Genomic DNA, 12,308 nt, shown 5'->3' with positions numbered 1-12,308 from the left:
GGAGGCGCCGTCCGGCTCTCCGGGCAGAGGCCCCGCCACCCCCACCCCAGCCCTGACGCGGCCGTCGACGGAGACACGCATGCAGACCATCAAGAAGGTGCTCAACTCGAGCGTCGTCCTCGTCGTCGACGAGCGCGGCGTCGAGCGCGTGCTCCTGGGCAGGGGGATCGGCTTCGGAGCGAAGGCCGGCGAGGCGATCGAGCCCTCGAGCGTCGACCAGGTGTTCGTGGCGCTGGACGACTCGGATCAGCGCAACCTCGTCGAGCTCCTGGCGCAGATCCCGCCGGAGTTCGTCGAGCTCACCCGCGCGGTCGTCGCCGACGCGGAGGAGCAGGGGCTGAAGCTCGACCCGCACGTGTACCTCGCGCTCACCGACCACCTGCACTTCGCGGTGGAGCGGCAGCGGCGCGGGCTCTCGGTCGCCAACCGGCTGGCCTGGGAGATGCGGACGGTCTACCCCGTGCAGTACGCGGTGGGGGAGCGGGCGGTCGAGCGGATGCGCGAGCGCCTGGACGTGGAGCTGCCCGCCGACGAGGCCGCGAACGTCGCGTTCCACCTCGCCAACGCGGAGCTCGGCAAGGTCGGGATCGACTCGCTCCGGATCGTGCAGCTCATCCGCTCGGTGACCGCGATCATCCAGCACTCCAGCGGAGCCGCGCTCGACCGCGACGACCTCCGCTCCGCCCGCTTCGTGGCGCACCTGCAGTACTTCGCCGAGCGCTTCTTCTCGGGCGGCCTGCTCGAGAGCGAGGACGACTTCCTCTTCACCAGCCTCAGCGCCCGTTACCCGCGCGCGATCGCCTCCGCCGAGCGGGTCCGCTCCTTCGTGGCGGCCGAGTACCAGGCCGCCCTGCCCAACGAGGAGGTCGCCTTCCTGGCCCTCCACATCGCGCGCGCCGCTCCGGAGTAGCGCGCTGACCCCGGAGAACCGCATGCACCGCACCACCCCCGCCCGCCCGACGACGCCCGCGAGCGAGCGCCCGTGAGCGGCACGATCCACCTCGTCCGCCACGCCGAGACCCTCTTCAACGTCGCCGGCCAGCTGCAGGGCTGGTGCGACTCGCCCCTGACCGAGCGCGGCGAGCGCCAGGCGGCGGCCCTCGGCGAGCGGATGCGCGAGGTGCCGCTCGTCGCGGCGTTCACGAGCGACCTCACCCGCACCCGCACCACGGCGGCGGCGGCGCTCGCCGGGCACCCGTCGCTCGAGGCCGAGCCGATGGTCGAGCTCCGCGAGTGGCACTTCGGCGCCTTCGAGGGGCAGCCGAACGCCTCGCTCTGGGAGCCGGTGTTCGCCGATCACGGCTACTCCTACGTGCCCTCCTCCGCCGACTGGCCGCGGATGACCGACGCCGGTCTCGACTCGGTGCTCGACGCGATCCACCGCCACGACCCCTCCGGCCGGGCCGACAGCGGTGCCACCGTGCGCGCCCGCGTGGAGGCCGCGATCGCGCGGTTCGCGCCGGCGGCGGAGCACGGGGACGTGCTGGTCGTGACGCACGGAGCGGTGCTCGGGAGCATCCTCCGCGCGCTCGACCCCGCGCACCGGCCGCAGCGGGGCTACCCGAACTGCGCGGTCGTGTCGGTGACGGACGGCGTCATCGGCGAGGTCGACGGGAGCTGCGCGACGGCCTGACCCCGCCCCGGGCCCGGCCGTCACTTCAGCGGGTCGTTGCCCCAGTTCATCAGGGAGTAGCGCCACTTCGTCTCGGTGACATCGCCCGAGGGACGCTGCTTCGCGTGCCGGTGCACGTAGCCGACGACCTTCGTCATGTGGGCGTAGTCGTCGTCGCTCAGGTCGGCCTGCTTCGTGCCGAGCAGCTCAACGATGCGGCGCCCGCTCTCGTGGCCGACGGACTCGCCGCCGCCCTCCGGCTTCTGGCCGACCTCCTTCGACTCGTCGGTGCCGAGCCACTCCTCGAGCTCCTTCGCGGTCATGTTCACGGCGTCGTGGAACTCGTCGCGGGTCGTCCGCTTCTCGTCGTCGGTGGGCATCGCGGGGCTCCTCGGGTCGGTCGGTCCGGGTCGGTCGGTGACCTCCAGCGGAGCCTGTCGGAGGGGGAGAGGTCAAGCCCCGTGCGCGGTTCCGGGGCGCGCGTAGCGTCGGAGGAGTCCGCACCAGCCGACCACCGCCGGCGTCCGCCGCCAGCAGAGAAGAGGCCCACATGCCCTCCCGCAACACCCTCGTCCGCAGTCTCCACGACCTCGGAGCCGCCGCCTGGTTCGGCGGCTCGCTCATGGGCGCCGTCGGTCTGAACGGCGCCGCGTCCACCTCGTCCGACCCGGCGGAGCGCCTCCGCCTCTCCTCGAACGGCTGGGCCCGCTGGACCCCTGTGCAGCTCGCCGCGATCGCCGCCCACGGCGTCGGCGGCATCGGACTCGTCCTCGCCAACAAGACCCGCCTGGCCAACCAGCAGGAGAGCCGCACGAACACCGTCGTCAAGACCGTCGTGACCGGGCTCGCCGGTGCCGCCTCGGTGATCGCCGCGGTCGCCGGAGCGACGCAGGCCAAGCACGCCGACGAGGGCGCCCCCGGCGTGACCGAGGCGTCGGAGCACAACTCGCAGGAGCTGACCACGGCCCTCCGCGTGCAGAAGGTCACCCAGTGGGCCATCCCCGTGCTGACCGCCGTCATCATCGTCCTCGGCGCCCAGCAGGGCGAGCAGCAGCGCCCCGTGAAGGGCCTCTTCGAGACCACGGCGCGGATGTTCCGCAAGTAGTCCCCGCGCTCGCGCGCAGACCGTCGGCCGAGAGTGCCCGCCGTCCCCCGAGGGTGGAGGGCGGCTGCTCTCGGCCGACGTTCTGCGTGCGGGGTCCGGCTAGCGGCAGTGTCCGCGGCTGCTGCGGGGTCGCCGTGGGGATCGCCGAGGCGGACGCGCCTGTGCTGATCTGCTCGGCGACCACCCCGCCGTGAAGGGTGATGCGGCAGCTGATCCCGCCCTGGTCATCGGAGTATCAAGGCGCCGATCCCGCAGATCAGGGAAGCGGGGGCGGGGCCGACGCCGGTCCTCCTCGGACGGGGGCGGCGCAGTCGTCGAACGTTTGAGGGCCCGACCGAGGCCGAGGAGTGGCGTGGAATCGCCCGGACGCACGGAGGCGGACCGATTGACCCCGCTATCTCTACATAGGTAGCGTCATCCGTGTGCAGCCACTCCCTCGCCTCACGTCCGCCACGGCGGACGTCCTCCGGACCCTCCTCGATGCCGACGGCCCGACCTGGGGCATGGTCGTGATCAAGGCCACCGGGCGACCGGCGGGCAGCGTCTACCCGATCCTGGAGCGGCTCGAGGGAGCGGGATGGGTGGTCTCGGAGTGGGAGGCCGCGAGCGAGCGGAGCGGCCCGCGTCGCCGGCTCTACGAGCTGACCGCGGAAGGCGCCCCGGCAGCCCGGGCCGCCGTCGAGCGGATGCGGTCGATCGCGCGGACGGCGCCGCGAGCGGCGGAGGCGACCGCGTGAGCGCGCTCCTGCGGCTCCTGTCGCTGCTGCTGCCCCCGCTCGCCCGCGAGCGCTACCTCGAGGAGTGGCGGGCCGACCTGGCCGGGGCCGCCGAGCTGGGACTGCCCCGGCGCGGCGTCGTCCTCGGAGCGCTCGCCCTGCTGGTGAGCGTCGACCGCGACCTGCCCGCGCACACCGGCGAGGCGCGGGGCACGCTCCCGCGCCGCCTCGCCCGCCGAGGACTCGCGCTCTTCGCCGCGGCGGCGCTGATGCTGAGCGGCATCGCGCTGACCGGCGGCGGGATCGTCCCCGAGCCGGGTGCCGCCTCCGACACCGCCCTCGCCGCCGTCGGCGCCGTGCAGACCGCGGTGCTCGTCGCCGCCGTCGCGGTCGCGGTCCTCGGCGCGGTCCACCTCCTCGGCGCTGCGGCGTCGGCCCGCACGGTGCTCGCGCGGATCTCCCTGGTCGCCGCCGTCGTCGGCCCGGTGCTCACCGCGGCCGGCCTCCTCCTCCCCGGACCCCTCGCCCTCGTCGGCCTGCCCGTCTCTCTCGCCGGACTCGTCTGCGGGGCGATCGTCCTCGGCGGCTCGCGGACCATCGCCCTCGCACCGCGGACGGCGACCCGCGCTCAGCGCCTCCCCGTCGCCCTCGCGGGCCTCGCGCTCGTGGCGGGCGTCACGGTGGTGGGCGCGGTGGATCTGCTGGTCTGGAATCCGCAGGCGAAGGTCCCCGGCATGGCCCTGGCGGAGATCTACGCGACCATGTCCGAGCGCGACGGCTTCGAGTTCGGCTCCCACGCGATCTGGGTCACCGGGTGGGCCGCGTTCTGGACGGCCGCCGCGATCGTCGTGGCGGTCGGCGCCCTGGTCGGCCGGAGGTCGCCGCTCACTCCGCGGCGGATCGCGGTGCTCATGCTCGCCCTGGTCGCCGGCGCCGTCGTCTTCCGCTTCTTCGCAGGGTTCGGCTTCGGGATGTCGGTCGCCGACACCTTCGTCACCTCCGGCGGCGACGGCTCCCTGGTCTCGGCGATCCTGCCGCCGCTCGGACAGCTCGCGCTCGCCGGCGCCGCGATCGCGGTGGGCTGGGCGCCCCGGGTCGCCCGACCGGCGGCGGCCTCCGCGGCCTGATCGTGCTCGTACCGGCGGAGACTTTCGCCCGGGGGGCCCGGGATCCGCGAGAACGGGACTGCCTGCCGACGTACTTCCCTTCGTGGTGAACACGAACGGCCCGTTCCGGCGCGGCCGATCGCCCGCCGACCTACTCCAACCGGCGCAGGAAGCGGGCCGGCTGGTCGAGGAAGCCGCGCCAGGTCCGCACCAGGTCGAGGTCGTCGTAGCGGCAGGGGCGCAGGCCCGTCTCGTCGAGCTCGTAGAGGTCGGCTCCGGGGAGGGCGGCGAGGATCGGCGAGTGCGTGGAGAGGACGACCTGCGAGCCGCCTGCCACCAGGTCGCGCAGCTGCCCGATCAGGGCGAGGCAGCCCGACACCGAGAGGGCCGACTCCGGCTCGTCGAGGAGCCACAGCCCGCTGATCCGGGAGCGGTTCGCCACGATGTCGAGGAACGACTCGCCGTGGCTCCGCTCGTGGTACCCGCCGTCGATCCCCACCTCCTCCAGGTAGCTGAAGAAGCCGTGCATCGTCTCGGCGCGGAGGAAGAAGCCGCGCTTGGACGCCCCGGCCCCGCGGACCAGCTGGAGGTGCTCGGCCAGGTCCGACTCCGAGGCGCGGGAGGAGTGCATCGCACCCGTGGATCCGCCCTCCGCGTTCAGCCCGTAGGCGAGGGCGACCGCCTCGAGCAGCGTCGACTTGCCCGAGCCGTTCTCGCCGGTGATCACCGTCACCTGGCCGAGATCCCAGCCCTCGGCCAGCACCTGCCGCACGGGCGCGAGCGTCGCGGGCCAGCGCGCGAGGTCGGCGGGGTGCTCGGGTCGGGCCTGCACGCGGCGCACCGGGAGGGTCGAGAACACCCGGTCAGTCAAGCAGGTCGACGCTCCAGCCGGCCTCGGCCAGCGCGCGGGCCGTGTCGGCGCGGGGGGAGTAGGGGAGGTCGTCGGCGCCGACCACGCGGTAGTCGGTGTCGCCGGGGCCGACCCAGAGGACGGAGTCGGACGGGCCGGCCCGGTGCAGCGCGGCGCGGACGGCGTCGGCCGGCTCCGCGATCTCGAGCACCTCGCAGCGCTCGACGCGGCGCGCGCCGTCGACCAGGGCGCGGCGGATCCGCGCGGGGTCCTCGAAGCGCGGGTGGTGGTCGGTGACGATCACCAGGTCGGCGCGCTCGGCGGCGGCCCGGCCCATCGGCGCGCGCTTGCTCGGGTCGCGGTCGCCGTCGGCGCCGAGGAGGACGAGCACGCGGCCGGGCGTCACCTCGCGGAGGGCGTCGACGGTGCGCGCGACCGAGTCGGGGGTGTGCGAGAAGTCGAGGAAGACCCGCGGCCCGTCGGCGCCGGACACGAGCAGCGTCCGCCCGGGCACGGTGACGTCGATCCCGGAGCCGACCGCCGCGGCCACCCGGTCGCGCGCGTGGCCCGCCTCGATCAGCATCACCAGCGCGAGGGCCGCGTTCGAGGCCATGTGGCGGCCGAGGAGCGGGACGGAGGTGGTCGTCGACCAGCCGTCGCGGGCGGTGAGCCGGAAGCGGGTGCGGTCGACCGCGGTCTCGAGCACGTCGATCCGCCAGTCGGCTCCGTCCCCGGCGGAGAGCGTCACGACCGGGACGGAGGCCTCGCGGGCGACCCGGCGCCCCGCCTCGGTGTCGACGACCACGACGCCGCGGCGGCTCCGCTCGGGCGTGAACAGGCGCTGCTTGGCGCGGAGGTACTCGTCCAGGTCGCCGAAGTCGTCGAGGTGGTCGTGGCTGAGGTTGGTGAACCCGGCGACGTCGAGCACGATCCCCTCCATCCGGGAGCGCACGAGCGCCTGAGCGCTGACCTCGATCGCCGCCGCCTCGACGCCGTCCTCCGCCATCCGGGCGAGGAGCGCGTGCAGCTCGGAGGCCTCGGGCGTGGTGAGGCGGCTGGCGACGACGTGGTCGGCGCTGCGGCGCTCGGCGGTGGAGCTCAGCCCCGAGACGACGCCCAGCTGCCGGAGCACCGCGTCGAGGAGGTGCACGGTGCTGGTCTTGCCGTTGGTGCCGGTCACGCCGAGGAGCACCGGTCCGCTCCTCGTGCCGTACACCCGCGCCGCGACCGGGCCGAGGGCGGTGCGGGGGTCGTCGCTGAGGAGGACGGGCAGTCCGGAGGCGCGCGCCTCGTCGAGCCCGCCCGCGTCGGTGAGCACGGCGACCGCTCCCGCTGCCGCCGCGTCGGCCGCGAACCGGGCCCCGTGGCTCCTCCTCCCGGGGAGCGCGGCGAAGAGGGCCCCGGGGCCCGCCTCGGTGTGCGCGACGGTCACCGCGGTGATGCGGACGTCGGAGCCGTCGCCGTGGAGACGGAGTCGATCGCTCGCGAGGTCGGCGAGCGCGACACCGGCGGCGTGGAGCGGTTCGAGGAGCCGGAACACCGGCATGCGGGCCTCCTGCGGGGCGGGCGGGGCGGTGTCGCCGAGGGCCCGCGGGCGCCGCCGGGCGACCGGAGGGGGAGGGCCGGGAGGCCCATGCCTCAGCCTGCGCGCCGCTCCCCCCGATCGGGGAGGCCCTTGCCACCGCCCGGCCGGGCCGCTACCCGCCTCCGCCTACTGCCGCGAGAACGCCTCCTGGTACAGCGCCGCGAGCTCGGGGGAGCTCTCGCCGCTGAGGCCGCAGGTCAGGATCGTGTCGCCGTCGGCCGCGACCAGGTAGTCGACCCCGGTCTCGAAGACGATGGGGGCGCCGTCCACCACCGTCTCCCTGCCCTGGGTGACCGTGACGCCGTCGCCGACCTCGCCCGCGTAGCGCTCGAGCACGTGCAGGGTGACGGTGCTCCCGTCGATCGAGCGGACCTCGGCCCGGAACGCGAGCTGCGCGGGGGCCAGCGCGGCGGCCGTCACCGGCGAGCACGCGGCCAGCGGCCCGCCCGTGCTCGGCAGGATCAGCGTCGAGGTGCTGCCCCCGCCCACGCCGAGCGCGAAGGGCAGCAGGAGGGAGGCGGCGGCCCCGGCGCTCAGCGCGCCGACTCCCACGATCAGCCAGGGGGAGCGGCGGCGGGAGTGCACCGTCCGCGTGCCCTCGCCCGTCGCGGCGGCGATCTGCTCGGCGAGCTCGTCGCGGTCGAGCGCGGGGAGGCTCCGCGCGGGGTCAACCGTGCGGAGGAGGCGGCGGACGTCCTCGTCGTCGGTTCCGGTCATCGGAGTCCCCCTTCGGGCGCGTGCGGGTCGGCGGAGTCGTAGAGCTCGGCGAAGCGGCGCCGCGCGCGATGGAGGCGGATCGAGACGGCGTTCGCCGTGACTCCGAGGACCGCGGCGATCCCACGGACGTCGAGCTCCTCCCACGCCCAGAGGCGCAGCAGCTCGGCGTCCTGCTCGCGCATCCGGGCGAGCACGAGGCGCACGGTCTCCTCCGCGCCCGACGCCTCGCCCTCGTCGATCTGCACCTGGGGCGGATCGACGACCGCGATCCGCTGGGCGAGCATGACCTGGCGGCGCTGCATCCGCCGGGCGTTCTGCAGCTGGAGCCGGGCGACGCCGATCGCCCACGGCACCGGGTCGTCCTCGGGCACGTCGGCGCTGCGGCGCCAGAGCACCGAGAGCGTCGCGGCGAGCACGTCGTCGGCGGTGGCGGAGTCGGTGCGCCGCCAGAGGTAGCGGCGGACGGGATCGGCGACCGCGGCGGCGACCGCGGCGAACCGGTCGGGACCCGCGAGGGGAGCTGGCATGTGCCTCATGCTCCCTCCTGTCCGGGATCGGCGCACATCTTTCACCGGCGCGCCGGGCGGGACTCCGCGCTCTCCCAGCAGCGCGGGAGCGCGGGTCGTGGCTCAACGCCGCGAGGCGCCGACGAACTCCAGCCAGCCGGCCACGAACGGCTCGATGTCGTCCACCTCGTCCAGCGCGAGAGCGTCCAGATCGACTCCGCGGCACTCCAGCGTGAGGACGTGCCCGCGCACCCACGCGGCCGCGCGCACGGCCCCGGCTCCCTCCCACACCTCGAAGGGCTCCGGAGCCCCGTCGACCGGGATCTCCGCGATCCGCGTGGGAGCGGGCAGCGCCTCCGGCTGCACGAACGAGACGGGCGCCTCCTCCCGGCAGCAGAGCAGCGCGACGTCGTGCCGCGGATCGCCGAGGGTCGTGCGGATCTCGACGGAGGGCCCCGGCCCGCCCGGGACCGCGTCGTCGGCGAGGAACGAGAGCCCCCGCGGGCCGCCCGTCAGCGTCCACTCCGCCAGCAGCCGCGGACCGCTCCAGCCCGAGACCGCCCAGAGCGGGAGGTCGCCGAACGACCCGCGGATCCGCGCGACCCGCTCGGCGAGGTGCGCGGAGAACTCCTCCTCGCCGAGCCGCCGCGCTCCATCCATGGCCCGATCGTAGGTCGGGTGCCGCGGCACGGCCAGACCCCTCGCTACTGTGAACGTCGACCCCCGCCTCCCTTCCCCGCCGAGGAGCCCCATGCCCATCTGGACCCTGCACGGAGACGGCCGCACCGTCGAGCCCGGCGCCGTCGTCGCCCCCGGCGAGCGGCTCGCCTGGCCGGCCACGATCGCCATCGGAATCCAGCACGTCGTCGCCATGTTCGGAGCGACGTTCCTCGTGCCCGTGCTCACCGGGTTCCCGGTCGCCACGACCCTGCTCTTCTCCGGAGTCGGGACGCTGCTGTTCCTCCTGATCACGCGCAACCGGCTCCCCAGCTACCTCGGCTCGAGCTTCGCCTTCATCGCGCCCGTCACGGCCGCGACCGCCGTCGGAGGGACGGGGTCGGCGCTCGCCGGAGTCGTCGCCGTGGGCATCCTCCTGGCCGCCGTCGGCGTCCTCGTGCAGGTCGTCGGCCTCGGCTGGATCGACAGGCTGATGCCGCCGGTCGTCGCCGGCGCGATCGTCGCCCTGATCGGGTTCAACCTGGCTCCGACCGCGTACCTCAGCTTCAAGCGGGCGCCGATCACCGGGACGATCACGCTCGCCGCGATCATCCTGTCGAGCGTGTTCCTCCGCGGCTTCCTCGGCCGCGTCTCGATCTTCCTCGGCGTGGTCATCGGCTACGTCGTCGCCCTGCTGCGGAACGAGATCGACTACTCCGCGGTCGGTGCGGCCGACTGGTTCGGGCTGCCGCCGTTCACCTTCCCCGACTTCGCCTCCGGATCCACCTGGTCGGGCATCGCGATGTTCCTGCCGGTCGTGCTCGTCCTCATCGCCGAGAACGTCGGACACGTCCGCGGCGTCGCGACGATGACCGACGCCTCCGCCAACGCCAGCACCGGCCGGGCCCTGATCGCGGACGGTGTGGCGACCACCCTCTCCGGCGCCTTCGGCGGCTCCGGCACCACGACCTACGGCGAGAACATCGGAGTGATGGCGGCCACCCGCGTGTACTCGACGGCCGCCTACTGGGTCGCCGGCGTCACCGCGATCCTGCTCAGCCTCTCGCCCAAGGTCGGCGCCGTCTTCAACTCGATCCCGGCCGGAGTCCTGGGCGGCGCCACCACCGCGCTCTACGGCCTGATCGGCGTGATCGGCATCAAGATCTGGATCGACAACCGCGTCGACTTCTCGCGCCCGGTCAACCAGTACACCGCCGCGGTCTCCCTCGTGATCGCGATCGCCGGCTTCTCGTTCTCCTCCGGCGGCTTCGAGCTCGGCGGCATCGTCCTCGGCGCCGGCGCCGCCCTCGTGATCTACCACCTGGGCAACGCCATCGCCCGCTGGCGCCGCACCGGCGCCGACGACGGCGGCCCCCTCCCCGCCATCGGCCAGCTCGGCGGGGACCCGCAGGACCGCTGACCGCGGCCTGCTCCGAGACACCGCTCCAGCGCCGAGGCACCGGCCACGACGCGGTGTCTCGGTGCTGAGGGCGGTGTCCGGGTGCGGCGAGTCGCTTCGACGGGCCGGCGTCCCTCGATCGCCCGGGTCGTAGGGTTCGAGGGTGCTCGAACCCCTCGTCCCCGTGCTCTCCTTCACCCGCTACGACATGAGCGCCGCAGGATCGGCGGCATCGCTGTTCCTCGACCGCACCACTCTCTGCGGGATCTACGTCCTGGAGTTCGAGAACGGCCAGCGGTACGTCGGTCAGACCACGAACATCGTGAGCCGGTACGCGACGCACAGACGCCACCACGGCGACGTCGTCGCCTTCCGCTTCGCTCCGTGTCGGCGTGACGACCTCGACCGCGCGGAAGTGGCCGAGATCCGGATGCAGGAGGCCGAGCACAGCCTGCGCAACCTCGCGCTCACCGGCTGGCCGGGAGGCGTCGACGACCTCGGTGTCACCCTGGAGGAGGGGCGGAGCGTCCTTCTGCCCTGGAACAGGGCCGACCGTCCGCGTGTGGGCGAGGAGGGCGAGGCGACGATGCCGGGCCGGTTCTGGGAGCTGGTCCGCCGCGAGGACTACCTCGACCTCTCCGCCGCCCTGGGCAGGTACATCGGCGAAACGGTCCCCGATCCGTTCGGAACACAGCAGATCCTGTGGACGGTGTCCGCTCTGCCGTCCACGAGGCGGACGAAGAAGCGGCGCCGCCTCCTCACTCTGAGTTGCGGAGTGCTGGAGACGGTCTTCGTTCAGGAGGACCTGGAGACCGGGGAGATCGTCATCGCTGTCAATGTCGATGCACCGACGTTCGCGGAGCGGCTGGGTCAGCAGGGAGTCAGTGAGCTCCCGCCCGCTTTCGGCATCGAGTACTCGACCAGCTACAAGAGCGCGGAGGTCAGCGCCTGGGAGTTCGAGTCGTGGGAGCAGTTCTGGGAGGCGCTCGACTTCGAGCCGTTCGTCGAGGCCGCATACAAGCTCAATACGACGCTGATGCGGCGAGGCGGCAGCCCCCTCCGCCGTCATCACAACCCGTTCTTCGCCAGCGACCTGCTGTTCTCCGCGGTCAGGTTCGATGCCGAGGGCGATCGACCGATGGAGGAGCCGGCCGGCTGAGCGGCGCTGCCGCTCCCGAGACGCCGCCGTGCCGTCCGGACGCCGCCCTCCCGCGGACGTCCCGGCGCGCGCACCGCAGCTACGCCTCCGCTTACCACGTTCGGGGCAGTCCGCAACCCGGTGCGCTCCCAGGCGGCTCCCGCCTAACGTCGAGCGTGACGACCGCAGCAGCGGAACGCCGCACACCGAGTGAGACAGCAAGGAGCACCACCGTGCCGCAGATCATCGAGACCGTCGACGTCAACGTCCCCGTGTCCGTCGCCTACAACCAGTGGACCCAGTTCGAGGAGTTCCCGCGCTTCCTCGACGAGGTCGAGTCGATCCAGCAGGTCACCGACACCCTCACCGTCTGGAAGGTGAAGGTCGGCCCCGTCGAGCGCGAGTTCGAGGCGAACATCACCGAGCAGCACCCCGACGAGCGCGTCGCGTGGAACAGCACCGGCGGCGAGACCGACCACGCGGGCGTCGTCACCTTCCACAAGCTCTCCGACACCGAGACCCGCGTCACCGTGCAGCTCGACTGGGAGCCCAAGGGCTTCCTCGAGACGCTCGGCTCGCTCGTCGGCGCCGGCAGCCACGCCGTGAAGAAGGACCTGAACAACTTCAAGGAGTACATCGAGAAGCAGGGCACCCCCGACGGTGCCTGGCGCGGCGACGTCGAGGCCTGAGCCGTGACCGACGCAGCCACCTCGTCCGAGGGCGAGAAGAAGGCGAACGGTCTCGGCGACGACGAGACCATCCCGCACTCCGAGGACGGGCTGGCGGTGGGGGTCTCCGGAGACTCGCACTTCAACCCCGAGGAGGACGCTCCCGAGGAGCCCTCCGAGAGCTGACGCTCTCCTCCGGGGAGCCCGACCGCTCTCCTCCGCGAGATGCCACTTGTGCACATGACACGC

15 protein-coding genes are annotated in these 12,308 nt (G+C 73.6%); 9 read left to right on the top strand and 6 right to left on the bottom strand.

Going from position 1 to position 12,308, the window contains the following annotated elements:
* The first annotated feature begins 79 nt into the window (after positions 1-79).
* Together C5C10_RS06900 and C5C10_RS06895 are read left to right on the top strand one after the other, a co-directional pair.
* Positions 80-910 carry a PRD domain-containing protein gene (locus tag C5C10_RS06900; RefSeq protein ID WP_104225973.1) on the top strand — a complete coding sequence of 277 codons (831 nt, stop codon included), beginning with the start codon at positions 80-82 and terminating at the stop codon, positions 908-910.
* 72 nt (positions 911-982) lie between these two features.
* On the top strand, positions 983-1,633 hold the full coding sequence (locus C5C10_RS06895) for a histidine phosphatase family protein (protein WP_104246978.1): 651 nt from the start codon (positions 983-985) through the stop codon (positions 1,631-1,633).
* 20 nt (positions 1,634-1,653) lie between these two features.
* Here C5C10_RS06895 and C5C10_RS06890 read toward each other — a convergent pair whose 3' ends face one another.
* Positions 1,654-1,992 (bottom strand): DUF3140 domain-containing protein, encoded by a 339-nt coding sequence (locus tag C5C10_RS06890; protein WP_104282476.1) that lies wholly within the window; start codon positions 1,990-1,992, stop codon positions 1,654-1,656.
* A gap of 170 nt (positions 1,993-2,162) precedes the next feature.
* Between C5C10_RS06890 and C5C10_RS06885 the strand changes: the two genes are divergently transcribed.
* From C5C10_RS06885 to C5C10_RS06875, 3 genes are all read left to right on the top strand, one after another.
* Positions 2,163-2,717 (top strand): hypothetical protein, encoded by a 555-nt coding sequence (locus C5C10_RS06885; RefSeq protein ID WP_104225963.1) that lies wholly within the window; start codon positions 2,163-2,165, stop codon positions 2,715-2,717.
* Positions 2,718-3,139: 422 nt separating this feature from the next.
* Positions 3,140-3,454, top strand: coding sequence for a PadR family transcriptional regulator (locus C5C10_RS06880; protein ID WP_104328881.1), 315 nt, complete (start codon positions 3,140-3,142; stop codon positions 3,452-3,454).
* Entirely contained in the window at positions 3,451-4,560 is a 1,110-nt protein-coding gene (locus C5C10_RS06875; RefSeq protein WP_104328880.1) for a hypothetical protein, read from the top strand. Before C5C10_RS06880 ends, C5C10_RS06875 begins: the two co-directional genes overlap by 4 nt.
* Before the next feature lie 130 nt (positions 4,561-4,690).
* Here C5C10_RS06875 and C5C10_RS06870 read toward each other — a convergent pair whose 3' ends face one another.
* From C5C10_RS06870 to C5C10_RS06850, 5 genes are all read right to left on the bottom strand, one after another.
* On the bottom strand, positions 4,691-5,398 hold the full coding sequence (locus C5C10_RS06870) for an AAA family ATPase (protein WP_104268547.1): 708 nt from the start codon (positions 5,396-5,398) through the stop codon (positions 4,691-4,693).
* 4 nt (positions 5,399-5,402) lie between these two features.
* Positions 5,403-6,935, bottom strand: coding sequence for a Mur ligase family protein (locus C5C10_RS06865; RefSeq protein ID WP_104328879.1), 1,533 nt, complete (start codon positions 6,933-6,935; stop codon positions 5,403-5,405).
* 165 nt (positions 6,936-7,100) lie between these two features.
* Positions 7,101-7,691 carry a hypothetical protein gene (locus C5C10_RS06860; protein ID WP_104328878.1) on the bottom strand — a complete coding sequence of 197 codons (591 nt, stop codon included), beginning with the start codon at positions 7,689-7,691 and terminating at the stop codon, positions 7,101-7,103.
* Positions 7,688-8,218 carry an RNA polymerase sigma factor gene (locus C5C10_RS06855; RefSeq protein ID WP_181067978.1) on the bottom strand — a complete coding sequence of 177 codons (531 nt, stop codon included), beginning with the start codon at positions 8,216-8,218 and terminating at the stop codon, positions 7,688-7,690. Before C5C10_RS06855 ends, C5C10_RS06860 begins: the two co-directional genes overlap by 4 nt.
* A 102-nt stretch (positions 8,219-8,320) precedes the next feature.
* Positions 8,321-8,857: a hypothetical protein gene (locus C5C10_RS06850; protein WP_104246989.1), complete on the bottom strand. Its 537-nt coding sequence runs from the start codon at positions 8,855-8,857 to the stop codon at positions 8,321-8,323.
* Between the two features lie 91 nt (positions 8,858-8,948).
* Between C5C10_RS06850 and C5C10_RS06845 the strand changes: the two genes are divergently transcribed.
* The 4 genes from C5C10_RS06845 (at position 8,949) to C5C10_RS17770 (ending at position 12,245) form a co-directional block, all read left to right on the top strand.
* Positions 8,949-10,274 carry a uracil-xanthine permease family protein gene (locus C5C10_RS06845; protein ID WP_104328877.1) on the top strand — a complete coding sequence of 442 codons (1,326 nt, stop codon included), beginning with the start codon at positions 8,949-8,951 and terminating at the stop codon, positions 10,272-10,274.
* Between the two features lie 142 nt (positions 10,275-10,416).
* Positions 10,417-11,412, top strand: coding sequence for a GIY-YIG nuclease family protein (locus C5C10_RS06840; protein WP_104328876.1), 996 nt, complete (start codon positions 10,417-10,419; stop codon positions 11,410-11,412).
* Positions 11,413-11,624: 212 nt separating this feature from the next.
* On the top strand, positions 11,625-12,080 hold the full coding sequence (locus tag C5C10_RS06835; RefSeq protein ID WP_104224157.1) for an SRPBCC family protein: 456 nt from the start codon (positions 11,625-11,627) through the stop codon (positions 12,078-12,080).
* Between the two features lie 3 nt (positions 12,081-12,083).
* Positions 12,084-12,245: a hypothetical protein gene (locus C5C10_RS17770; protein ID WP_167299017.1), complete on the top strand. Its 162-nt coding sequence runs from the start codon at positions 12,084-12,086 to the stop codon at positions 12,243-12,245.
* Positions 12,246-12,308: the final 63 nt, after the last annotated feature.

Source organism: Rathayibacter sp. AY1A3 (genome assembly GCF_002930975.1).
Taxonomy (GTDB): domain Bacteria; phylum Actinomycetota; class Actinomycetes; order Actinomycetales; family Microbacteriaceae; genus Rathayibacter.
The sequence above is the reverse complement of the archived record's forward strand: the minus strand, read 5'-3'. Positions and strand labels throughout refer to the sequence as shown.

Excerpts from the sequence above, each read along its gene's own strand:
- C5C10_RS06890 (WP_104282476.1), bottom strand. The coding sequence starts at position 1,992 with ATGCCCACCGACGACGAGAAGCGGACGACCCGCGACGAGTTCCACGAC.
- C5C10_RS06865 (WP_104328879.1), bottom strand. The coding sequence starts at position 6,935 with ATGCCGGTGTTCCGGCTCCTCGAACCGCTCCACGCCGCCGGTGTCGCG.
- C5C10_RS06850 (WP_104246989.1), bottom strand. The coding sequence starts at position 8,857 with ATGGATGGAGCGCGGCGGCTCGGCGAGGAGGAGTTCTCCGCGCACCTC.
- C5C10_RS06855 (WP_181067978.1), bottom strand. The coding sequence starts at position 8,218 with ATGCCAGCTCCCCTCGCGGGTCCCGACCGGTTCGCCGCGGTCGCCGCC.
- C5C10_RS06885 (WP_104225963.1), top strand. The coding sequence starts at position 2,163 with ATGCCCTCCCGCAACACCCTCGTCCGCAGTCTCCACGACCTCGGAGCC.
- C5C10_RS06900 (WP_104225973.1), top strand. The coding sequence starts at position 80 with ATGCAGACCATCAAGAAGGTGCTCAACTCGAGCGTCGTCCTCGTCGTC.
- C5C10_RS06860 (WP_104328878.1), bottom strand. The coding sequence starts at position 7,691 with ATGACCGGAACCGACGACGAGGACGTCCGCCGCCTCCTCCGCACGGTT.
- C5C10_RS06845 (WP_104328877.1), top strand. The coding sequence starts at position 8,949 with ATGCCCATCTGGACCCTGCACGGAGACGGCCGCACCGTCGAGCCCGGC.